This is a genomic window from Escherichia coli, assembly GCF_036503815.1.
Taxonomy (GTDB): Bacteria; Pseudomonadota; Gammaproteobacteria; order Enterobacterales; family Enterobacteriaceae; genus Escherichia; species Escherichia coli_F.
Genome location: NZ_AP027764.1, coordinates 1205958 through 1229994 on the forward strand (window position 1 = coordinate 1205958; position 24037 = coordinate 1229994).

The 24037-nt window shown below is 45.1% G+C and carries 16 protein-coding genes, 1 tRNA gene and 3 pseudogenes; 6 read left to right on the forward strand and 14 right to left on the reverse strand.

Annotation, left to right across the window (positions count from 1 at the left end; all coding sequences use genetic code 11):
* Nucleotides 1-216 precede the first annotated feature (216 nt).
* The 5 genes and pseudogenes from gabT to AABJ99_RS05845 all read right to left on the reverse strand — a co-directional run bounded on the left by gabT (nucleotide 217) and on the right by AABJ99_RS05845 (nucleotide 7834).
* Nucleotides 217-1497 carry a 4-aminobutyrate--2-oxoglutarate transaminase gene (gene gabT, locus AABJ99_RS05825; protein WP_039021936.1) on the reverse strand — a complete coding sequence of 427 codons (1281 nt, stop codon included), beginning with the start codon at nucleotides 1495-1497 and terminating at the stop codon, nucleotides 217-219.
* Between the two features lie 13 nt (nucleotides 1498-1510).
* On the reverse strand, nucleotides 1511-2959 hold the full coding sequence (gabD, locus tag AABJ99_RS05830; RefSeq protein ID WP_000772890.1) for an NADP-dependent succinate-semialdehyde dehydrogenase: 1449 nt from the start codon (nucleotides 2957-2959) through the stop codon (nucleotides 1511-1513).
* A gap of 22 nt (nucleotides 2960-2981) precedes the next feature.
* Nucleotides 2982-4250: an L-2-hydroxyglutarate oxidase gene (lhgO, locus tag AABJ99_RS05835; RefSeq protein ID WP_039021937.1), complete on the reverse strand. Its 1269-nt coding sequence runs from the start codon at nucleotides 4248-4250 to the stop codon at nucleotides 2982-2984.
* Nucleotides 4251-4269: 19 nt separating this feature from the next.
* The gene (glaH, locus tag AABJ99_RS05840) at nucleotides 4270-5247 is read right to left on the reverse strand and encodes a glutarate dioxygenase GlaH (protein WP_000993113.1); all 978 of its coding nucleotides are present in this window, start codon (nucleotides 5245-5247) and stop codon (nucleotides 4270-4272) included.
* A gap of 334 nt (nucleotides 5248-5581) precedes the next feature.
* A pseudogene (locus AABJ99_RS05845) lies at nucleotides 5582-7834 on the reverse strand (alpha-amylase family glycosyl hydrolase).
* A gap of 559 nt (nucleotides 7835-8393) precedes the next feature.
* Here AABJ99_RS05845 and AABJ99_RS05850 point away from each other — a divergent pair.
* The 5 genes and pseudogenes from AABJ99_RS05850 to ypjA all read left to right on the forward strand — a co-directional run bounded on the left by AABJ99_RS05850 (nucleotide 8394) and on the right by ypjA (nucleotide 16291).
* A tRNA-Ile gene (locus tag AABJ99_RS05850) sits at nucleotides 8394-8469 on the forward strand.
* Between the two features lie 751 nt (nucleotides 8470-9220).
* The gene (locus AABJ99_RS05855; RefSeq protein WP_039021938.1) at nucleotides 9221-10675 is read left to right on the forward strand and encodes a DUF5507 domain-containing protein; all 1455 of its coding nucleotides are present in this window, start codon (nucleotides 9221-9223) and stop codon (nucleotides 10673-10675) included.
* A 361-nt stretch (nucleotides 10676-11036) separates the two neighbouring features.
* Nucleotides 11037-11162, forward strand: a pseudogene (locus tag AABJ99_RS05860) (recombinase family protein); the annotation flags it as partial.
* 265 nt (nucleotides 11163-11427) lie between these two features.
* Nucleotides 11428-11547, forward strand: coding sequence for an ATPase (locus AABJ99_RS05865; protein WP_072039660.1), 120 nt, complete (start codon nucleotides 11428-11430; stop codon nucleotides 11545-11547).
* Between the two features lie 64 nt (nucleotides 11548-11611).
* Nucleotides 11612-16291 (forward strand): adhesin-like autotransporter YpjA/EhaD, encoded by a 4680-nt coding sequence (ypjA, locus tag AABJ99_RS05870; RefSeq protein ID WP_338387515.1) that lies wholly within the window; start codon nucleotides 11612-11614, stop codon nucleotides 16289-16291.
* 264 nt (nucleotides 16292-16555) lie between these two features.
* On the opposite strand, the gene AABJ99_RS05875 is transcribed toward ypjA, so the two are convergent.
* The 8 genes and pseudogenes from AABJ99_RS05875 to AABJ99_RS05910 all read right to left on the reverse strand — a co-directional run bounded on the left by AABJ99_RS05875 (nucleotide 16556) and on the right by AABJ99_RS05910 (nucleotide 22223).
* Nucleotides 16556-17455 (reverse strand): DNA adenine methylase, encoded by a 900-nt coding sequence (locus AABJ99_RS05875; protein ID WP_001212083.1) that lies wholly within the window; start codon nucleotides 17453-17455, stop codon nucleotides 16556-16558.
* Nucleotides 17456-17534: 79 nt separating this feature from the next.
* Nucleotides 17535-19268 carry an AAA family ATPase gene (locus AABJ99_RS05880; RefSeq protein WP_001603287.1) on the reverse strand — a complete coding sequence of 578 codons (1734 nt, stop codon included), beginning with the start codon at nucleotides 19266-19268 and terminating at the stop codon, nucleotides 17535-17537.
* A gap of 58 nt (nucleotides 19269-19326) precedes the next feature.
* On the reverse strand, nucleotides 19327-20493 hold the full coding sequence (locus AABJ99_RS05885; protein WP_001603285.1) for a site-specific integrase: 1167 nt from the start codon (nucleotides 20491-20493) through the stop codon (nucleotides 19327-19329).
* Nucleotides 20454-20660: a hypothetical protein gene (locus tag AABJ99_RS05890; protein ID WP_001331174.1), complete on the reverse strand. Its 207-nt coding sequence runs from the start codon at nucleotides 20658-20660 to the stop codon at nucleotides 20454-20456. Before AABJ99_RS05890 ends, AABJ99_RS05885 begins: the two co-directional genes overlap by 40 nt.
* Nucleotides 20661-20719: 59 nt before the next feature.
* Nucleotides 20720-20935 carry a hypothetical protein gene (locus AABJ99_RS05895; RefSeq protein ID WP_112921653.1) on the reverse strand — a complete coding sequence of 72 codons (216 nt, stop codon included), beginning with the start codon at nucleotides 20933-20935 and terminating at the stop codon, nucleotides 20720-20722.
* Complete coding sequence (locus AABJ99_RS05900; protein ID WP_042095394.1) at nucleotides 20932-21294, reverse strand: hypothetical protein; 363 nt, start codon at nucleotides 21292-21294, stop codon at nucleotides 20932-20934. Before AABJ99_RS05900 ends, AABJ99_RS05895 begins: the two co-directional genes overlap by 4 nt.
* Entirely contained in the window at nucleotides 21285-21821 is a 537-nt protein-coding gene (gene yfdR / locus AABJ99_RS05905; RefSeq protein ID WP_042095392.1) for a 5'-deoxynucleotidase, read from the reverse strand. The genes AABJ99_RS05900 and yfdR overlap by 10 nt, the downstream gene beginning before the upstream one ends.
* Nucleotides 21822-21903: 82 nt before the next feature.
* Nucleotides 21904-22223: pseudogene (locus AABJ99_RS05910) on the reverse strand (hypothetical protein).
* 237 nt (nucleotides 22224-22460) lie between these two features.
* On the opposite strand from AABJ99_RS05910, the gene AABJ99_RS05915 reads away from it, so the two are divergent.
* On the forward strand, nucleotides 22461-22940 hold the full coding sequence (locus tag AABJ99_RS05915) for a hypothetical protein (RefSeq protein WP_000196297.1): 480 nt from the start codon (nucleotides 22461-22463) through the stop codon (nucleotides 22938-22940).
* Nucleotides 22941-23347: 407 nt separating this feature from the next.
* On the opposite strand, the gene ymfK is transcribed toward AABJ99_RS05915, so the two are convergent.
* Nucleotides 23348-24022 (reverse strand): LexA family protein, encoded by a 675-nt coding sequence (gene ymfK / locus AABJ99_RS05920; protein WP_000848748.1) that lies wholly within the window; start codon nucleotides 24020-24022, stop codon nucleotides 23348-23350.
* Nucleotides 24023-24037 lie beyond the last annotated feature (15 nt).

A 24037-nucleotide genomic window follows, 5' to 3' on the forward strand; every position in this document is an offset into this window, starting at 1 on the left:
TGTCACTTGGGAGAGCGCCCCGACATTTCCCGCGTCGGGTCACGCGTGTAATTGTTATTGGTTCTTTTTGCCGGAGAGCGGCTCCGCCTTATCCGGCCGACATAGATTTATTCCTGTTCACGTACAGATTGTCGGATGCGGCGTAAACGCCTTATCCGACCTGGATTCTCGTAGGCCGGACAAGACGCGAAGCGTCGCCTCCGGCATGGTGCGGTGCTACTGCTTCGCCTCATCAAAACATTGGCTGATGATCTCCAGACCCTGACGGATCTGAGCGTCTTCAATGGTGAGCGGTACAAGGATGCGCAGCACGTTGTAATACGGGCCGCAGGAGAGAAGAATCAGGCCTTTATCGCGGGCGCGCGCCACGATCTCGGCGGTGAGTTTGGCGTCCGGTTTACTGTGATCGCCACCTTCAAACAGCTCGATAGCAATCATCGCCCCCAGCCCGCGAACGTCGCCGATCTCGGTGTGTTTTTCGGCGATCGCCAACAATCCGTCTTTCAGCTTTTGCCCCAGGTCGTTGGCTTTTTGCAGCAGATTTTCCTGTTCAAACACCTTCAACACTTCCAGCGCCGCGACGCATGCAATCGGGTTACCCGCATAAGTGCCGCCTAAGCCGCCCGGAGCGACAGCGTCCATCACTTCCGCACGCCCGGTGACGCCTGCCAGCGGGAAACCGCCTGCGATCGATTTCGCAAAGGTGGTGAGATCAGGTGCCACGCCCATCTGCTCCATCGCAAACAGCGTGCCGGTACGCCCCGCGCCGCTTTGCACTTCATCGGCAATCAACATGATCCCGTGCTCGTCACACAGCGCACGTAAACGCTGCATAAAGGCTGGCGTCGCGGCGTAGAAACCGCCTTCGCCCTGAACCGGCTCAATCACGATGGCGGCGATATCTTCCGGCGCAGCGTCATTTTTAAAAATTCGGTGAATACTTGCGATAGCGTCATTTTCACTGATCCCGTGGAGCGGGCAAGGATAAAGCGCGCGATAAACATGGCCCGGCATCAGGCCCATCCCAGCAGAGTACGGATTCACCTTGCCAGTCAGCGCCAGCGTATAGTGCGTGCGCCCGTGATACGCGCCGCTAAAGGCGATGGTGCCGCTACGTTTGGTGGCGGCGCGGGCGATTTTCACCGCGTTTTCCACCGCTTCGGAACCAGTCGTCACCAGCAGCGTTTTTTTGGCAAAATCGCCTGACACCTTCTGATTCATAATCTCGCACAGCTCCAGATACGGCTCGTAGGCCAGCACCTGGAAGCAGGTGTGCGACAGTTTTTTCAACTGCGCTTCCACCGCCGCAACCACTTTCGGATGCAGGTGCCCGGTATTGAGCACCGCAATCCCGCCCGCGAAATCAAGATACTCACGGCCTTCAACGTCCCACACCCGGCAGTTTTCCGCGCGGTCAGCGAAAATCGGGTGAATTTGCCCAACGCCACGGGGAATCGCCTGACTGCGGCGCTGCATTAACTCTTTATTGCTGCTCATTCGCGTTCTCCAGTTAAAGACCGATGCACATGTATTTGATTTCTAAATAATCTTCGATGCCATACTTCGAACCTTCACGACCCAGCCCCGATGCTTTTATGCCGCCGAACGGGGCCACTTCATTGGAAATAATGCCGGTATTGATACCGACGATGCCGTATTCCAGCGCCTCGCCCACGCGGAAGACGCGGCTTAAATCACGGGCGTAGAAATAGGCGGCAAGGCCAAACTCGGTGTCATTGGCTTGCGCAATCACATCGGCTTCATCTTTAAAGCGGAACAGCGGGGCGAGGGGGCCGAACGTCTCTTCTTTCGACACTTTGGCGTTGGCCGGAACATCCACCAGAATGGTCGGCTGGAAGAAGTTGCCGCCGCGTTCATGCGCTTTGCCTCCGCAAACCACGCGCGCGCCTTTCTCCAGCGCATCGGCGATATGCTCTTCCACTTTTGCTACCGCTTTTTCATCGATCAGTGGCCCAATGGTGACGCCTTTTTCCAGCCCGTCACCGATGTGCAGTTTGCTCACCGCCTGCTGCAATTTTTCGGCAAAGCGGTCATACACGCCGTCCTGCACATACAGGCGGTTGGCGCAGACGCAGGTTTGCCCGGCGTTACGGAATTTCGAGGCCAGCGCGCCTTCCACGGCTTTATCGAGATCGGCATCGTCAAAGACAATAAACGGTGCGTTGCCGCCCAGCTCCAGCGACACTTTTTTGATGTCTTTCGCGCACTGTTCCATTAACTGACGGCCAATTTCGGTCGAGCCGGTAAACGACAGCTTGCGCACCAGCGGGTTGCTGGTCAGTTCGTTACCGACCGCGCCCGCCGAACCGGTCACCACGTTAAATACGCCAGCCGGAATGCCCGCGCGAATCGCCAGCTCTGCCAGCGCCAGCGCAGAGAACGGCGTCTGACTGGCGGGCTTCAGCACCATCGTGCAGCCTGCCGCCAGCGCCGGACCGGCTTTGCGGGTAATCATCGCCGCCGGGAAGTTCCACGGCGTGATAGCGGCGGTAACGCCAATCGGCTGCTTGATAACAATCAGGCGTTTATCGGCCTGATGACCGGGAATGGTGTCGCCATAAATACGCTTGCCTTCTTCGGCAAACCACTCAATAAAGGAGGCGGCGTAGCTGATTTCGCCTTTCGCTTCAGCCAGCGGTTTACCCTGTTCGAGGGTCATCAGGCGCGCTAAATCGTCCTGGTGCTCCATCATCAAATTGAACCAGTTACGCAGAATGTTGGCGCGCTCTTTGGCGGTAAGGGCACGCCAGGCGGGCAGGGCGCGGTTGGCGGCGTCGATAGCGGCGCGGGTTTCATCTGCGCCCATTTTGGGTACGCTACCCAGCTTGTCGCCGTTTGCCGGATTAGTGACCTCGATGACTTCGCCATTGTTGGCGTCCAGCCACTCCCCGTTAATTAACGCCTGCTGGCGGAATAAGTTACTGTCGTTCAGTTTCATCGCTACATCCTGTTTTCAAAGGTTATTGATTAAAGGCGGCGTGTAAGGCATCCACACTACGTGCCGCTCGCAGCGTGCGTCCGGGGTTCCTCTGGCTTGCCAACAGCGTTTGTACCTTGCTGACAATATGCGCACCAATAGGAATTGCTGATGTCGCTGCCGGGGAGGGCGCATTGCAGGTGTGGATCGTGCGCGGGGTGGTGACAAACAGAAAATCGTCAATCAGCTTGCCGTCCGGCGATACTGCCTGCGCCCGCACACCGGCGGGCCAGGGCTGGAGATCGCTTAACGAAAGCCCGGGACAATACTTTTGCACCAGCCGCAGATAGCCGCTTTTGCACAGCGAGTTTTTCATCTCGCCCAGTCCTGAGCGTAGATGGTTTTGCAGCACCCGGCGAATCCCCGACGAGCCCAAAATCTCCAGCGTGTCGCTAAATGAGAAGTCGCGCTTGCGATAGCCTTCGCGTTTAAAAGCCAACACCGCGTTTGGCCCAACGGTCACGCTGCCGTCGATCATACGAGTGAGATGCACGCCCAAAAACGGCATTGCCGGGTCGGGGATGGGGTAAATCAGGTGGTTAACAATCTGGTTATGCTCCGGGGCAAGGCGGAAATATTCGCCACGGAACGGGCAGATGATAAAGCCCGGTTCGAGGCCGAGCATTTTCACCAGCCGGTCAGCCATCAGCCCGGAACAGCTAATCAGCGTCGATGCTTCATATTCGCCGCCCTGACGGGTCCGTATTACCACGCCCTTTTTATGCTCACTGAGGGCGCTGACTTCGGCGTTATAAATAATCTCACCGCCTCTGGCCTGGAAGATTTTTGCCATTGCCGCCGTCACTTCGCGGTAGCTGACAATACCGCTGGACGGCACAAAAATGCCGCCCAGTCCGGTGATATTCGGTTCGCGCTCGCGTAGTTCCTCGGCGTTTAACCACTCGCGCTCAATACCGTTCGCCGCTGTGCGTTCCCATAAAGCGCGCATCCGTTCCATTTCGAGTTCAGACGTGGCGACCAGCATCTTGCCGCAGTTGTCGTAGCGAATGCCGTTTTGATCGCAAAAGGCTTTAGTGGCGCGGTTTCCCGCCAGGCAAAACTGCGCCTTCAGGCTGCCGGGCGTGTAATAGACCCCGGCATGGATCACGCCGCTGTTGTGGCCCGTCTGGTGACAGGCCGGGCCGGACTCTTTTTCCAGCAACGCAATACGGGCGTCCGGATAGACATCAATCAGTTGCATGGCGGTCGACATGCCGATGATGCCGCCGCCAATAATCACAAAATCATACATCCGCTCAATTCCTTTACGCTTATTGATGCGTCTGGTAGTGGTGAGTGGCGTAAGCGAAATAGCCGCGCTGGCGCATCAGTTCACGACGCAGATCCGGATGCGGAGTAAAGCGGTCGCGTCCATGTAGCCAGAACAGATTGTTTATCAACAGGAATTTGCCAACGGGAACGGGTACAGACAGAATGCCTTTGCTGGTTTCAATGGCGTCTGAAAGCTCGCTCAACCACACGCCTTCTTCGAAGTCTTTCGGCTGGACGAACTGGTCGATATAGCGCATCACCGGGCGACCCTGCTGATCGACGTCGAACACCGGATGGAAGACATCTTTGCTGACGTTTTTGCTCGGCGGCGCAGCAAAGCGCATCGGACGGCGCGCCAGCGGATGGCGGAAATAGTGCTCCAGATGTTCCCAGTCATCGAGATGCAGCAGCAGCGAATTTCCGCCCTGCATGTTTTGCTCGTCGATTTTCATCATCAGCACGTAATCAGTGATTTCTTCGACGTAGGTGCCGTCGTTGTGCAGCTCCATTACGCGATGCGGCTGACGCAGATAGCTGTCTGAGTTATCGACATTTTTCACCACAAAACGCGCGTAATACTGACCGCTCATGGCGTCGAAATTTGAGCGACCAATCAGATGCGCCACCGCCGTTGCCAGCTTCACCATCTCATCTGCCTGCGCGACATCATCGACACCTACCGCATTAATTAACAGCGCACCTTCAGCACGGTTTAGCAGCGTCTTCAACAGCAACGGTTGCAGCTGATTCGCACACAAATCATCAAGAATTTTGCCTACCCGAAAACGCAGAAACGATTTGTACTCCAGCGCCTGCACGGGCCATTCGGCAACCTGCTCGAGAAACTGTTTGGTCGTCTGTTCGGTGAAGGTGAGTTCCAGCAGACGCGGGGATTGCGCCGACGGGATGAGAGTGAATCCGCTATAGTCCTGGCCTGAATCGACAGCGTTATTTTGTACGGCGGTCAGTGCATTCATCAGAAGCGATCCTCTTATGAGATGTAGGGTGACATGGCGATGCTCATTTCGTAGCCATAATCTAAAAATATCTACATTTCTGAAAAATGCGCACAAAAGCGACATATTGTTTTCTTATTGTGATCAAAAGCAACAAATTAGTAACATTTAATGTAGGGTATTAAGGCAAAGGAGACAGGAAATGAATAACTAAAGCAACAGGTTAGGGAGAGCTACCATCAGAGAACAGATTATCTGGTCGATAAAAAACAGTAAATGGCTTCACTGCAAAATGACCGTTAGTAAACTAAACATATCATCTGCCCCGTTTTAGCGGGGCAGATATAACATTAAATTACAAATAGAAATAGTTCGGCGGTTCTCCTGTTTTCCCTAAAAGAAGAGCGCTGCGCCCAGGAATATTGATATTTAGAGCTCCGCCTCTAAGCGTAAATACTTTACCAGGGGGAATACTTTTGCGTGTATTATTATTATTAATGGTAACGCTATTACTCCCCATGTTTTTATATATTCCTGGTTGCAATTTGTTAGGCCAGGTACCTTCAACTTCTTCGTTTCCTTTATTTATTATAACTAGTCCATCATGAGGAGAGTGATTAATGTTCACAGAATCCCCACGACTAAAGGCCAGAACATTTTTAGTTGCAAATACACCCTCAAATGCGCTCCATATTCCTTCTTTATCTATATATAATGCGTGGAATTCATTGTAGAGCTGCTGATAGGTAGAGCAACCTTTATTAAGCCACGCCTCACCGCCGACACGAGTGGACCCATCATCATTTTTAATCTCAGTCGTTGATTTTAATACCTGACCATCCCAGTAAACTAAAGGCCTGCTGAACGGGAGAGCGGCCATATATGCCATTGCTAATTGTTCATCTTGCTGATGGTTAAATAAAAAGTCATTGAAAAGATTACCATTGTTAGGGAAATCGTGGTTGATGTTAATCAATATCCGTCTTTCTGATGGGATGCTTGAGATTGCGGAACCCGGTTTTGATGCAAGGGTTTGGAGATCTCCACCGAATGAAAAGGCTTGTATCGTCTTCATGAGCAATGAAAAATCAATGGCGCTTAAATCATCTCTTTCATAAAGCAGCGATGACATTTGTTGTTCATCTAACGGACAAGTTACCAGGTATTCCATGTAATTCATAACAGCTTTTTTTTGATATTTTGGATTAAATAAATTTGTATTGTGCAACCGCTCATTATAATTTTTAAGCGGTGGGGTTATCGACCTCTCTATTTGTTCATGTTTTGAGTGTTTTGCTGCATCATAACGTAAACCTCGTACGCCATATTTTCGCATTTCACGAACGTATTGATTTTGCAACATAATAACCTGGTCACTTTTGGGTGTTGTTTTAGGCATTCCATTTAAACGCTTTTCTTTTAATGCATGGAGGTTTTCCTATTCATCCTTAGAAATATTATCTTTACTTGCTTCGAAGTCTTTTGCAGTGAGATGTATATCTTCTGGATGGATTTGGTCACGTTCTTTTGTTACTGGATCTATAATAAAGGGAATCAAGACCTGACCTTGCCAATAGCCAGGGATACCACTTTCTATATCTTTACTAATCTTCGCTCGTATATCGGCAGAGGGATAATCCAGATCATTTTTACCACTTCCTCCGATCCCCATAAAGTTAAATGTATAATCAGGAATGATATCGATGCCAAATTTTTTGGCATCTTTAACCAATGCGATAAAATCCTGCAAATCTCCCATTGGATTATGGATGGTACAAAGATCTTCGGGTTGATAAGCGTGATACCAGTAACCTTTTTCTTCTTCAGGTGTTTCTGGTCCGTCGGCGCGGAAAGTTGTTACGGGAGGGATTTGTATATAACCATAATGGCAACGTGCAAACTCGGCCATATTTTTCCTGATTTGCTGGTAGGTGGCATTAAAAGCATGAAGAATCGCCTCGCCAGGTTTTTTGGGTGTGATGATTTCACATTGTGATTTCTGATCAGCAGTAAGAGATTTACGCTCAAGTGTTTGCCGTAGATGTTCTGGATTGATTAATATTTTAAATGTTTCTTGCTGGCCGGAAGGTGACGTTACGTTAATATTATATACATCAGCTGCCAGTTCATAGTCAGGAATGTTAATAGCATATGCAACATACTTATCTTTTGGAGACGGTTTGTCAGATATAATGTGAGTGAAATGTTCAGCTGGACCATACTGATGAACACCGCTGTTATCACCTCTTTCAATCATTGTATCTCGTTGATAAACCCATGCTTTTCCTTCTCCTATCCTGTCTGGCGCTGTAATGCTACGCTGTGCTGCTTTATTCAACTCTCGGTAAGTTGTATCTGGAAAAAGGGAAATTTTATAATCGTTTTTTAACAGATCATTAATGACTTTTTCTGCGTGAAAAGTTGATATAATTTCTCTGTCTTTTAAATCCTGAGGATAAACTCCACAAGAATTAATAATATTTGTTATACAGTTTAGATATTCTAATGTATTTAATTTGGAATTTAGATCCCCGTCAGTAATGTTCCATGATAACAATGTGGGGTTGTCGATAGGTAAATTTCTTGGTCCTGGTTTTATAGAAAACATAATAAAGTTCCTCTAATGGTAGAGTAATATGGTGTATACGGAAACATAAAAATGTTTAATTGTTGTGAAAGTAATTGCAAACAGATGTCCTACTTTTATCCAATATTTATATGGAAAAGGATAATGCTTAAATCTGTTTTTTTAATTATCGATGTGGTCTGGAGAGGCAACTGTCAAAAATCGCTCATACGAAACTAATGATTAGCAGAATAAGATCTATGAAAGAATATATTGCTATATGAAGTTTATTTTTATGGGGTGAAAAGTAACAGATATCATAATGATGCGAAAACTCTTCAGCTAATGTAATAAAGTTATATTATTAGATACAAAATCATTACAAACTATCATTGAATCGATGGTAACTATAAATAGTGCTAAGTATTAGCATTTGCTTGTTGACTGAGAGTATCGACTTTGTGAATGGAAGCGGTGTCGGGTTTTATGTCGCAGGTAATGACGACCCAGGATGAATGAGAACGCATAAAAATCTGTTATTTACATCATAAGATCATCATGTTTATTGCGTGGTTTATAAGTATTGTTATTGCATACTCAAGGCCCTTTAGCTCAGTGGTTAGAGCAGGCGACTCATAATCGCTTGGTCGCTGGTTCAAGTCCAGCAAGGGCCACCATATCAGCATTCACGTATCAGGAAGAGTTAAGGGTACAAGGGGTACTCGATTGCGGTCTATATTTCACGACTAACGCCATTTCAAGGAAGAAGTGTGGTGGGTGGTTTCGAATGAGGGCTGGTGTTTTGGTACGTGGCACGCCACTGCAATGTATTTATCCATCAGTACTCATTCAAAAGTACCTGGAAAAAATGCCCGCTATGCCAAGCGGGCAAATTGCTTACATGTGGAATTAAGTAATTAACGATAAAGCCAGAGTATTATCATTTATTATACCCATTCATTTAATCAGGTTAATTACTCAAATCACTGAACTATTCTCTGTTCGCTCACTTATGCTGAGTGAGTACCACGACCAATGTATGTAGAACAATGCCGTAGAGTAAGGATGAAATGTCTCTGCCACGCCTTAAACATCTACTACTGACTAGAACCGCCGTCGCATGCAGAAGGGTCTTGTGAGCGTTACAGGAGTCTTGCTTTGCTCATTAATCAACGCTATTTAGATATAAATTTCTAATACTCGAAAAACGATTTTCACAAATAAATTATAACGGGTGGTTTTTATCATACAGCGAAATAACCTTTTGTTTATTAAATTTAACATTCCTGTGCTAAATTAATTAAAAGTACCATGTATAGCATATGAAGCTGTTAATGCCAGCAATTGTCTCAAATGAGCGATTTTTTATAGTGACAAACAATAATAACATTAAAAATAGTCATGTAGACATTAACTGAGGAAAAGACAATGTTAGTTAGTAAAAGCAACGAAATTAACACTAGCACATTTATAAATAGTGGAAATTGTAATGAAAGAAAATCTTCTAAATCCATGGAGTTACTAGCTTATAGTATTATAAAATTAATTTGTAAAGAAGCTGCCTCAGGGACGTATAACGGTGCTCTTGAAATTTTACAAAAAATGATGTCTGAATGTAAGTATCATGAAGGCAATGCTTTTGTCATTATGGGAGCCGGAGAACAATTAAAACGTATTAAATATGATGCTAATGAAAATAAATTAAAAGTAAACAACGTACACTTTGATAATAATCAAGAGTTAGTTGCTGATGGTGAGCCTGACGTAGTATTTTTAAAAAAAACGGTGTGGGAAGACCTTCTCGTTAAACTAAAGCTGGAGAACAAAGAAAATGCGGTTTCTGAAATTAACCTGTCATCTAATAAAAATAATGTTGATCAGTTTATTGAATGCGCTAAGAGAAATGAACAGACCCTATTCGACAATATAAGAAAAAGTGATTTTCATGTTGCTTCACTTCAGCCAGGTAGAACGCGTAGTGTTATTTCAGAAACGCCGCCAAATGACTGTATGGAATCACCTAATTTATATGAAAACCACACAGATAAGGTTTCAACTGTAACTAAAAATTCTCAGCAAGTTAAAGGTCACTATGGAGATAAGTTGAAAGAAATGCAGTTGTTCCTCAACCAGATGAGCAATGCACTTCAACAGGATTCATCTTTGTTAGAGTCAAAGGAACACACCATAGATATTCAAGAAAAAACGAATAAGTTTGTGCAGCATTTTCAGCGGGTATTATTTGATAAAAATGGAAGGTCATCAGAGTTTCTACTTAATTTTTATGAGTGTTGCTATAAGTTTTTACCAAGAGCGCAGCCTCAAGATAAAATCGATAGCTATAATTCAGCACTGCAAGCTTTTTCCATCTTTTGTTCATCTACGTTGACACATAATAATGTAGGGTTTAATTTCAAATTATTTCCAGAAGTCAAGCTGTCTGGAGGGGAACTTGAAACGGTATTCAAATACAAAAATGGCAATTTTGTCTGGGAGATAGCCAGAATTAAAATTACTCTCCCAAAAGAAGAGGGTGGTTTATATAATTTAGGTGGATTGGACTTTAAGGGGTGCTTCTTTTCTGGACAGAACTTCAGTGACTATGATATTAAATATGTGAGCTGGGGGACGTCATTGTTTGATGTTGATACTCCGTGTATTTTTAATACGCCTGCTAACAATGAGAGTTATGAAAAATCATTAAAGCCTGTGAGCGAAAACGGTTTAAATGGAGTCTTATCTGATCGTAATAAAAAAATAAAAATGATCACGGGCGTGGCACCATTCGATGGTATTTCATCTATGGATGATGACTTTGATGATAGTTCCTCTGAGGATGAGCCCGTTGAGAATAGTCCTGTTGTGACTAGGCCCCTTGTATAAAGTTCTAAAAGCAGTTTTCAATGATAAATAAATGGCGATTTTTACAAAGAGATAATAACGTAGATTGAAATAATATGTATTATTGATTGAGTAAACGGGATTATTCTTCACACTGCATCCATTTTGCTGTCACTACCAAAGTAAAAGGGGCTATGCTTTCACGTAACCCCTTGATTTATTTGATGAGTTGGCGGTATCTGAACTGGTGCTGTAATTGGTTGAAATATTTCATCTAATGTCTGGTTCAACTTTCCTTAGCTGCCTGAAAGTTTTTTTGATATTACCCATCAATAATAGGGTTACGGTGTACCACGCCTGACTGATGAACTGCGTGCTCAGAGTTACCACTTCAGCGCATAACCGTGGCAGCAGGCCCGGACAGAACAAACGGCTCAGGACATTATCGGTAGGGGACGTACTGGTAGTCTGTAAACTAAACCGACTGGGGCGCAGTATGCGGCATCTTGCCGTGCTGTTGGAGGAGCTGTGAGAACGTGGTATTAACTTTCGTGCTCTGACTCTACCAATATTTGCCCAACAATGGGGGGACGAAAGCTGTAAAAGTAAAACAATCTGCAATCTCAATATTATTGTGTGATTTTTATGTGAGCAGAAGATATTCATCAGAAACGATTATGTAAATCATTTTATTTTTCCGACGGCTTCAATGTCGAAAGAAAAGAATACGCCCGTATTTCCTGAATAGATTGACTTTTTTATCCAACCACACTTCAGCGCACTGCGTTTAAAAAATGCCTCTTTCTTATGCGGAATATCATCATTTCATCATGATGTCTTTGATGAGCGGTGAACACAATACACTTGCGCTGTCTCTTCAGGATGAATCCCCTGGTCTGGTGCCTATGGGCTGATGTTGCAGCAGAGCTAAGGTTGCTTAAACGCTACTCAGTATTCACTTTTCAGAGGATGAAATTTATGAACAGGACCAGTCCCCATTATTGTCGTCGCTCAGTACTTTCCTTATTGATATCTGCTTTGATATATGCCCCACCAGGGATGGCGGCCTTTACCTCTAATGTTATTGGTGTGGTAAACGATGAGACTGTAGATGGTAGCCAAAAAGTAGATGAACGAGGTACAACAAATAATACTCATATTATCAACCATGGCCAGCAGGATGTTTATGGCGGGGTATCTAATAGAAGTCTTATTGAATCTGGTGGCCGTCAATATGTATCAGCCAATGGTACTCATCAGGGGCAGGCCAATAATACAGTCATTAACGGTGGCAGCCAGACAATTCTGGACGGGGGAATTTCGACAGGGACGATAATCCAGAGTGGCAGTCAGTATGTTTATGTAGGTGGTACCAGTAATGCAACAACGATAATAAGCGGTCGTTCAACAGTAATGGGGGGAACTGCGAATGGAACAATAATTAATGGTGGGAGCCAGTCAGTATCGAGTCAGGGGCGTGTTGACGGTACGACGATAAATATGTCCGGGTATCAGGAGATTACGCAAGGAAGTCTGGCAACGAACACAACAATAGATGGGGGGTGGCAGTATGTGGACTCAAGCAGTGTAGAAAATACTACCATTAAGAATGGAGGCGAGCAAAGAACAGTTAAGAGCCATGCGCTGAACACCACAATAGATGGTGGTCTACAGGTTGTCGATTCAAGTACCGCAGAAATAACCACCATTAAGAGTGGAGGAACGCAACAATTAAATAACAGCCAGGCTATGTTCACCACGATTGAAGGCGGAACTCAGTCTCTGAATAGTAAGTCAACGGCAAAATATACTCAGATCTATTCTGGAGGTACGCAAATTGTTGATTACACCAGCACCTCGGATGTTATTGAAATTTATTCCGGTGGCGTGCTTGATGTTAGTGGTGGTACGGCAACAAATGTTACCCAGCACGATGGTGCAATTTTAAAAACAAACACTAACGGTACGACGGTGAGCGGTACGAATAGTGAAGGTGCATTCTCCATCCACAATCACGTGACAGACAATGTGTTGCTGGAAAATGGTGGTCATTTAGACATAAATGCATATGGTTCGGCAAATAAGACGATTATTAAAGATAAAGGAGCAATGTCAGTTTTAACGAATGCTAAAGCTGATGCGACCCGAATAGATAATGGCGGCGTTATGGATGTTGCCGGAAACGCGACAAATACCATCATTAATGGTGGCACACAGAATATAAATAATCATGGTATTGCCACGGGAACCAATATCAACAGCGGAACACAAAATATCAAGAGCGGCGGGAAAGCTGACACGACAAATATCTCCTCCGGGAGCCGGCAGGTTGTTGAGAAAGATGGTACGGCAACTGGCAGCAATATTAGCGCCGGAGGCTCGCTGATTGTCTATACCGGTGGTATCGCACATGGGGTTAACCAGGAGACGGGCAGTGCTTTAGTTGCCAACACGGGCGCAGGGACTGATATTGAAGGATACAACAAGCTCTCTCACTTCACTATTACCGGAGGGGAGGCTAATTATGTTGTGCTGGAAAATACCGGCGAACTGACGGTAGTGGCTAAAACCACGGCGAAAAATACTACCGTTGATGCTGGCGGTAAGCTGATTGTCCAGAAGGAGGCTAAAACAGATAGCACCAGACTTAATAATGGTGGCGTTCTGGAGGTTCAGGACGGTGGTGAGGCTAAGCATGTTGAGCAACAATCCGGCGGCGCATTAATTGCTTCCACGACTTCCGGAACACTTATCGAAGGAACTAACAGTTATGGTGATGCTTTCTACATCAGGAATTCAGAAGCTAAAAATGTAGTGCTGGAAAACGCTGGCTCATTAACAGTCGTTACTGGTTCCCGGGCAGTTGATACGATTATTAATGCCAACGGCAAAATGGATGTTTATGGAAAAGATGTTGGCACTGTACTCAATAGTGCGGGCACCCAAACAATATATGCCAGTGCCACTTCTGATAAAGCAAATATCAAAGGTGGCAGGCAAACGGTATATGGTTTAGCCACTGAGGCAAATATCGAAAGTGGTGAACAAATTGTTGATGGTGGGTCAACAGATAAAACGCACCTCAAAGGCGGCACGCAAACCGTTCAGAATTATGGTAAGGCGATCAATACCGATATCGTCTCTGGCCTACAACAAATTATGGCAAACGGGACAACGGAAGGTTCCATTATTAATGGCGGTTCACAGGTAGTTAATGAGGGCGGTCTGGCTGAAAACTCGGTACTTAATGACGGCGGCACACTCGATGTGCGGGAGAAAGGCAGCGCTACGGGGATACAGCAGAGTAGCCAGGGCGCGCTGGTGGCAACCACCAGGGCGACGCGGGTCACAGGGACACGCGCTGATGGCGTCGCGTTCAGCATCGAGCAGGATGCGGCGAACAATATCCTGCTGGCAAATGGCGGCGTGTTAACCGTGGAGTCAGACACCACTTCCGCCAAAACACAGGTCAATGCGGGCGGACGGGAGATCGTCAAAACAAAAGCCACTGCGACTGGCACGATGCTTACCGGCGGTGAACAAATCGTCGAGGGTGTGGCGAATGAGACAACGATTAACGACGGCGGAATACAAACAGTTTCGGCTAACGGTGAGGCAGTAAAAACAACGATTAATGAAGGCGGTACGCTGACAGTCAACGATAATGGCAAAGCGACAGATATCATCCAGAACAGCGGTGCCGCTCTCCAGACGAGCACGGCTAACGGTATTGAAATCAGCGGTACTCACCAGTACGGCACCTTTTCCATTGCCGGAAATTTAGCGACCAATGTGCTGCTGGAAAATGGCGGTAATTTATTGGTATTAGCAGGTACCGAAGCTCGCGATTCCACGGTTGGCAACGGTGGGGCAATGCAAAACCTGGGTCAGGACTTCGCCACAAAGGTTAATTCCGGTGGGCAATATACCCTTGGTCGGTCAAAAGATGAGTTTCAGGCTCTGGCCCGGGCAGAAGATCTACAGGTCGCTGGCGGGACGGCAATCGTCTACGCAGGTACGCTGGCGGATGCATCGGTCAGTGGAGCGACAGGAAGCCTGTCGTTAATGGCGCCACGGGATAATGTTACGCCAGTTAAACTTGAAGGGGTGGTCCGGATTACCGATAGCGCGACATTAACTATCGGAAATGGCGTCGATACGACGCTTGCCGACCTGACGGCTGCCAGCCGGGGCAGTGTCTGGCTTAACAGCAATAATTCCTGTGCAGGCACCAGCAACTGCGAATATAGAGTAAACAGTTTGCTCCTCAACGACGGTGATGTTTATTTATCAGCACAAACAGCAGCGCCTGCCACAACTAACGGTATCTACAATACGCTGACCACCAGTGAACTTTCCGGCAGCGGTAATTTCTACCTGCATACCAACGTTGCAGGCTCCCGGGGCGATCAACTGGTCGTCAACAACAACGCCACTGGCAATTTTAAAATCTTTGTTCAGGATACCGGCGTCAGCCCTCAGTCTGACGACGCGATGACGCTGGTGAAAACAGGGGGAGGGGATGCTTCGTTTACGCTGGGTAATACCGGCGGTTTCGTTGATCTTGGGACCTATGAGTATGTCCTGAAAAGCGACGGCAACAGCAACTGGAACCTGACCAATGATGTCAAACCCAACCCGGACCCCAACCCAAATCCGAAACCGGATCCAAAACCAGACCCAAAACCGGATCCGAAACCAGACCCGACTCCCGAGCCAACGCCGACACCCGTCCCGGAGAAACGCATCACGCCTTCTACGGCAGCCGTACTCAATATGGCAGCAACATTACCGTTGGTCTTTGATGCTGAGCTAAACAGTATTCGCGAGCGGTTGAACATAATGAAAGCGAGTCCACACAACAATAATGTCTGGGGGACGACGTATAACATCCGTAATAATGTCACCACCGATGCGGGTGCCGGGTTTGAGCAGACGCTGACCGGAATGACGGTGGGGATCGATAGCCGTAATGATATTCCTGAGGGGATTGCGACGCTGGGCGCTTTTATGGGTTATTCCCATTCACATATCGGTTTTGATCGTGGAGGACATGGCAGTGTGGGCAGTTATTCTCTGGGGGGCTATGTCAGCTGGGAACATGAAAGTGGTTTCTATCTGGACGGTATCGTGAAGCTGAACCGCTTTGAAAGTAACGTAGCCGGTAAAATGAGCAGCGGTGGAGCCGCCAACGGCAGTTATCGCAGCAACGGGCTGGGCGGTCACATTGAAACCGGGATGCGATTTACCGATGGTAACTGGAACCTGACGCCGTATGCATCGTTAACGGGGTTCACCGCTGATAACCCCGAATATCATTTATCCAATGGTATGGAATCGAAATCAGTCGATACCCGCAGTATATATCGTGAACTGGGCGCAACGCTGAGTTACAACATGCGTCTGGGGAACGGCATGGAAGTTGAGCCGTGGCTGAAGGCGGCTGTGCGCAAAGAATTTGTCGATGATAACCGGGTGAAAGTGAATAATGACGGTAATTTTGTCAATGATTTGTCGGGCAGACGTGGAATATACCAGGCAGGTATTAAAGCCTCATTCAGCAGTTCGTTAAGCGGGCATCTCGGGGTGGGGTATAGCCATGGTGCCGGTGTGGAATCGCCATGGAACGCGGTGGCTGGTGCGAACTGGTCGTTCTGACCATCAACGAAAAAGCCCACATCTGTGGGCTTTCATATCACCAAGAGCCGCGACTCCTTTGCGTATCCTTTTATGTCTCCTCACCGTCTGGTCGGTGTCTTGCTGAGACTTCTAACTTCCTGTTTTTGTTGGTGTTGTCCTTACACCGTCCAATCATGATTGGTGGGCTGGCGGGAGTTGAACCCGAGTCCGTATTTTTATAATTAGCTGAAATAAAACGATTAATACTAACCATTTTATTCTGCGGATCTTTTGCGGCTCCTTTTATGTCTGGATGTGGTCGTCAACACATCCTCTTTTAAATACAGGCGCTTTTACCTTAGTTGGATCATCTGTTTTAAAGATTTTCAATCGTTCACTGAAGAACATTACCTCAGATCCTTTGTACCGATCTTGAGCACTGTAGTTTATTCCATATACTAATGATGATGTCTTATACATAGCTTGGATCTCAGGAGTGTTATCGTAAGAAACAATCCAAGGTGTTTTAATATTATTCTGTACGACTTTTGCAACCCTAACATGATCATCATGATTATAATGGTTGATATATAAACCTTTACCTTTTATGTAATAAGGTGGATCCAAATATGTTAATGAGTTTTGTGGCAATTGAATAACTATTTTTTTAATGAAATCAATTGCATCCATGTTATATAAATCTATTCTGTGACGATTTTCTGATATTTTATGGATTCGAGAAATCAAATCACTCTTATTATAGCGAGCGTCAAGCTTCCATTTCCCTTCTTGATTTTTACCGCCAATTACTCCACCTTTTAATATTCCAGAACGATTTGTTCTATTGAGAAAAAAGGTTGAGAAACCAATTGTTAAAAGATCATGGTCTTTAGGATTATTAATTATATCTTTCTGCCTAAACCATTCATCCATTGTAACTTCAGTTCTTTCAATTAAAGAACATAATTGATCTGCATGATTTAATACACTGTGCCAAAAAGCATAAACAGAAATATTAATATCATTAAGGATGATTTTTTCAGCTGCATTTAGATGTAACAGTTTCAATGCTAAACCAGCACCCCCAGCATATGGTTCGGCATAATGTATAGGCGAAAGATTATTTTCTTCAATAAGCCGAAGCATGAAATTTGCAAGCTTGCCTTTACCGCCAGGATAGCGAAGTGGGGTGTTAAAACGCATATGATACCTCTAAATGTCAGATCTAAAGTATATCAAAAAAAGGGCTTTGTGGCCATCACATAAAGCCCTTTTTAATCAATTAGTTATCTGACAGATATGATGAGATGGTAGCAGAATCGACACCATGTCCACTTGTCATAATAACTTTAAGACTCTTTATTAGTTCATTCTTGAAGCTATCCGATTGCACAGGATTTTTCTCGACCCAATATCGATATGGGTTATCTTTAACTCGCCCTTTTACTTGGGCCTGAAATTGAGTCGTATGTGCAAAATCTTTAAACAGTTTTCTAACTATCCCGCCATGGTTTTTGTTAACTTTTTTATAATTATCTATAAGGATTTTTAAATCAATCGGAGCGTTACCAATCTTTAGCGTTGCAATTATGTCTTTAGCTGTTTTCATAAAAACAGCTTTTGTAAATTTATTTTTATTTTCCCAATATGCATCATCAGGTGGTAAATTATATAAAAACTCAAAAATCATTTGGTCTGGAGGTAAGGTGCTTGGAAGCAAACATAAGTTTTTTTCTTTTTTGGCTTTTTTTGCATTAGCACTATTGTCGTGAACAACATCACCGTCTAAGACGATCAAGCTTTTAGCTGTAAATTCTGGTATTTTTCTTGCCATTAAGTCAAGCATGGCAGAGCAGCTAATATTTATATTCCCTAATGGATTTAATATTTTATTTATTTTTCGATCTGTTATCAATTGTTTGAAAAAGTCGAAACCTTCTTTGTCTTCAAAATATACATTTGCCTTTGGAAGACAAATGTCATCATTAATTTTTACAGTTTCAACATGTAAATCAGCGTGGATATCTGTCCATGAAAGATTATTCTTTGTTTTAATATCTCCATATGTGTCTGTAAGATATATTGTTTTAAAGCTATCACTATCTTGTTTTGAACGATTATAGATATCCTCTATTATTAATGGAGAGTGCGAGGTCATGATTATTTGCAGATCGTATTGTTTTGCTGCTTTAGTTAGAATATTAATTAGCTCTAACTGTGCAGCAGGGAAAAGACCTGCATCGGCTTCATCAATTAACAATATTCCGCCATGATAATCAGAATAAGTTTCCTTCAATCTTTTAAATGAAAAAATTGCTTGGATTAATTGTCCAACATTATCTTCACCGACAGATACTGATTGGTGATCATAATTGTCACCATGGACAACCATTGAATCGATAGTACCTTTTGTTGCTGTTACTGAGCTTCCATTGTTTTTTAGTAAGAGTTGGTTACTCATCATTCTGATTTCATCAGAATTTTCATTGATGTACTGAACATCCCGTGTTGAGTAATCAGTCCTTAATGTAATAGGAAGAAGTCGTGCTAAGCTTAAAAAAATAACAGGATGAGTAACGTTTCTACTTTGGTTTTTTTCCGGTATTGAATCATTTCCCCTGACTACAGGCCTTGATTTATCTCTGTCACTGTAGCTGTATAAACCTAATGTTAGTTTTTCAAGATGTTTGTTCGATGCACCATCATAGACACTAATTTTGACGTCCATTGAACCAGGAACATCAAATTGTTCTGAAAGCCTAAAATGTTCGCTGAAAGCTGACTTGAAGCTGCCATTTGTTAATGTTTTATATTGTGTTAAATCAGTCTCAGGGTTTTTGGTAAAGTCCTTTGTAAAGCTAAATATTTGGGCGATAATGCCAAGAATTGTGGATTTAGATGTGCCATTTTTACCACAAATAACAGTTAGGCGAGAACCAAACTCGATGTTTATATTTTTCAGTCCGCGAAACTTCACAACATTTATATTTTTTAGTTTGGTAATTTGATTTGCCATGTTTCTATCTTGCTCCGTAAAATGGCCACAAATTGTGGCCAATAGTTTCATGCTTGGATTATATTGTTATCTTCTTCAAGCTTGTTTGTCCATCATATTCCTTCAGATATGAGCCATAGTGCCTGAAAAGCATCTCAGGCCCTTTATGCCCCATTTGAGCTGCAAGCCAAAACAGGTTTGCTCCCCGGCTGATATGTCTGGTGGCGAATGTATGCCTGGTTTGATATGGGTTTCTGTAACGAATACCTGCTTTTCGCAATGTTGGCACCCATGCTTTTTTCCTAATTGCATCAGCACTTGCCCAGGGTTTATTGGTCTTTGGATCTTCAAAGACAGTAGCATCCTTCATGAATGTAAATGGCTTCTGGTTTATCAACGCCAACATTGCTTCTTCAGTCAGTTCAACTTTACGGGTACCGGCTTTTGTCTTTGTTCCTTTGATAACTCCGACAACACTTGCGCTCTGAACATGGGCTGTTTTTCCAACAAAGTCGATATCATGCCATCGTAGGGCACATAATTCAGAACTACGCAGGCCTGTATGTATGGCGAACCGGAACAGATTTTCCCATTGTTTGTTTCCGGCTGCTGCTAGTAATGCATCAACTTCTGCTGGTGATAGCGGATCAACCACATAGCTGCTTTCTGCTTCTGACTTATCACTTTGGTAGCGCGAAGCAGTTACCAACGATACGGGGTTAATTTGAAGTACCCCATCGGTTACGGCTTCATCAAGTGCTGACCGCAGGAAAGATAACTGGTTGCGAATTGTTTTTAAGGTCGTTTTCTGGCTTTGAATCCACGCTTTCAGGATTGCTGGTGTTAATTCACTTGCAGGGCAAATGTGGAGTGAGGCTAACGCACTACGGCATTTTTTATAACCACCAATCGTAGATGGTGAAAGTTTTCTCGTTTCGCAGATTTCAAGGTATTCGTCCAGGTACATTTTTACCGTTTTGCCTGCAGCAGCATTACCAAAAATTTTCAAACGAGCAGAACGGGGAAAATATTCCGCATAAATGAATGTTCCCCTTTCGATCTTATTATGAATTTCGCCGAGTGTGCGCTCGGCGTATTTAATGTTCTTTGGTGTTACTTCCAGATTGGAAAGAGGCTCACGACATTTAACGCCTTTGTAGGTGAAAGTTATATTGATCGTTTCGCCCTGGCGGTGTTTCCTGATTGTTACGCCGCGCGGTAGTTTGAGCAGTTTTGTCTGGCCCATTTTGCAACCTCACTAAGATCAATCCACCTCTCCTTAACGCCTTCAACCTTTAAAACCTGAACACCTTCACGCCAAACACCGCGCTGTACACGTTTGTTTATTGCTTCAGGAGTTTCGCCAGTTTCTTTGCAATAAGTTGAGATAGGAACACAATCGAGGTTCAGCATATGTTTCTCCACTTAGCCCGCTGCACATGGGCAGTAATATCAAATTCCAGTCCTGATAATTAATTTTGTTCTCTGGTTGCTACTTGTTTTATTGGCCTGATGCTGTCCAGGAGCAGACGGAGGCGCATGTTTGGCGCGCCCCAACGGTAACCAGTCTTTTTGTCGTAGGATTCACAACGTCCGACAACCCAGGAGGTTTCAGTGGAATGTAATTTCATCCGCTTTTCACCGTCTCGGGTGATAACAATTCCTGTATGAGTTTTTATCACGCTCATTTTTTATTCTCCGGTGCTTTCGGCATTACTGCCCAGTGGGTAATATTGACGTTTTCAAGGTCCCCGACCTGAAATGTCCACTGCCATTCTCCGGTTTCTTTTTGCCCCCATGTGTACCAGAGAGAACGCCAGCCAATCAGCCAGCCTTCTCCATTAGCATCAAATAACAGAACACTTTCATGTGCTGGCGGCAGTTCAGCTGACACTGGTATTACTTTGTTTTCCAGTGCTGCACATTTAGCTTCAAGCGCATCGAATTTACGTATCAGGTATTCAGCATCCGTTTCATTCACTTTCAGATCTCGCGGTACACATTTCCCGCGAAGAAACCCTTCCATTTCGAAAACATTCATGCGCATTTGCGTAACTCCGATAACTCGTTGAAGCGCTCAATAAACATCCCGTAGGCATGGCTCGGTGCCAGTGGAATCACGTTGAACATCTCTGTTGCCGGGATACCTTCCAGTACAGGCCAGAAAGAGCCATCATCAAGCCCGAGATCGCGGCGTTCGGTTGCCAGCATGATGAGATCGGCATATTTCACAGGCGTGCTCATAACCGTGGGTAACCCGTATTTCTCACGGATTACGGCGTCTATTTTTTCTTCCATCCGTTTATAGTCGGGAAGAAGGCGTTTCAGTGGCGCGGGGATGTCCTGGCAATACGCTTCTGTCGCATCATGCATTAACGCTTCAAAAGCAAATTCCTGCGGTACCAGCTGGCTGCAAAGCACCGCATGTTGGGCGACGCTGTAGAAGTGTGAAAGATGGCCGGCAAAGCGACAGATATTTGAAAGGGAAACCGCGATATCGTTAATATCGATGTTGTCTTTATTTATCCTGTCATAATAAAAATGCTTCCCGGAAAAAGTTTTAATAAATGACATTTTGTTCTCCACGTTATATGCGCTGCACCGCGCTGAATTCGGGTAAAAGGAAGCCCTCACCGTCCGGCGATTATTGAGTCAATTACATTTCCATAAATGCCCCCGTAGGGGCGGTTAGTTTCTCCACAAAACAGAGAAGAACACCTGCGGTGGCAGCCGCCCGGATGGATTGGGTTATGAGCCCGTCGTCCGATGATGCTCTTCTCTGTTTTGTAAAAAGGACGGTACCAGCCGGAAGCAAGGGTACAAGCTGGTACCGCCAAGACAACACACAGCATAAAGTTGTGGTGCCGGGTGCCTCCCGGTGCCTGGCGAAGGTTGTACACCAGACGGGTGGGTATCCACAGAAGGTCGACTGTCAGCCTTAACCTTAACCCGCGTGCGCTGAGCCGCATTCACCACAACGCTAAGGATTCTCTCTGGTTGAAAATACTTAGCTGTTATGTGCCTGCTTTTAGCCACATCAGGCGAGGTGGACCTGGTTATTCCCCAACAACAAGGATTCGGTATAATCTGGATATCCCAACAACAGGTAGGAAGGAAATATGTACGTAGATAGCAATGAAAAATTTCATGTTCCGGTAAATCAGAGACCAGCACCGATCCCTGAGCCGAAACCTGAAATGTAAGGGAATAGAGATGACTCGAGACGATCTAGCATTCGATATTCATTATTCTTTCTTTCTTGAGAAAATGAATTACACCCTTTTAAATCGGATAGACAAGAGCATAACTCTTGTTCTCATTGTCTTGGGCTTTTCTGTTTTTGCGCCATATAGCAATATGTTTATTTTTGGCGCATCTGTAGCTATTTTGTCGGTGCTTCAATTGGTATACCAATTTGGGCAGGAAGCTGGCTTATCAAAGGAACAGATGCGACAGTATAAAAGGTTGATTGTTGAGTTTTCCTCCCTTTCTGATGACGAACTACGCACTCGGTTTTTAAAGGTTCAAGACGCTGATAGTAATCCATGGAGATCTTTACAAGATGCTGCGTTCAAACGGACCTGTATTGCGCTGGGACGTGTTGATGAGTCAGAAATATCATTCATGCATAGCGTTATCGCATGGTTTGCTGGAGATTTGCCTCGGTCAAAAAGGTGTAATAATGACAAATAGAACTCCCATAATCCCTAACCATGTACCTCCAAAGCCCAGACCACCATCACCAAAGTCACACAGGCTTTATGAGTATGAATTAATAATGGATTCTATATTGAGATGACCAAATGAATGCATTTATATATACATGGAAAGAGGATCATATACCCTTAAAACCTCGTCCTTCACCGCCAGAACCGAAGCCAAAATCCCGTTAAGTGTTGGGGATCTCCAGATTGTTAAAGAGCGAAGCGTCCTATAGGGCGCTTTTTTGTTGCTAACGAATCATCCTGGACTTCATATGCCCCAGGCGGCTACTTCGTGGGCGTCCTGCCTGTTCGTTGTTTCTCTTGGGTACATTATGTATCTCATAGGTACATTGTCAAGTATAAAAAAACCTGCCGAAGCAGGTTCATAAACATTGATTAGGCTTTGATTTTGTATCTTCTTGGTTTTCCTGAGAAAATCACTGTACCAATTATAGAGCAATTACCGTTGATCTTAATGTAAGGCTCAGGCCAGTTTGGGTTTAACGCTTTGAGATAACGCTGTGTCCCATCTTCTATCAACCTTTTGAAGGTGGTTTCACCTGTATCGTGCATCAATGCAATAACGTCGTCACCGTGGCAGGCAGGTACTTCAGGATCGACAAAAATCATGTCTCCCGGGCGGTACTCATCAATCATTGAATCACCTATCACCCGCAAGATATAAGTCATTTCCCCACAGGGTACAGGGCAGGGATACGTTTCTGCTGTGCTCAAATCAACCTCAGAATATCCAACTTCTTTCCATGCTCCGGCCTGTACCCATGATATGACAGGGACTAATGTGATTTGTTTATTAGTGATTGAAACATCAGGTTTTTTTGTGATGTTCGTTGTCTGGTGTTCTTGATCGAGCCATCCGACAGGCAGGTCGAAACATTTTTCGATGTGTCGTGCCATGCTGTCACCGATATTTTTAGTAGCACCATCTCCCATAAACCTGCTGGTCTGGGTTGGCTCGCGATCAATCATAGTGGCAAAGGAAGAATTCCCGCCAACACCATCTCTCAGTTTTCTGGCGTTAGACCGCCGGATGTCATGGATTGTTTTCATAACGAAATTAAAACC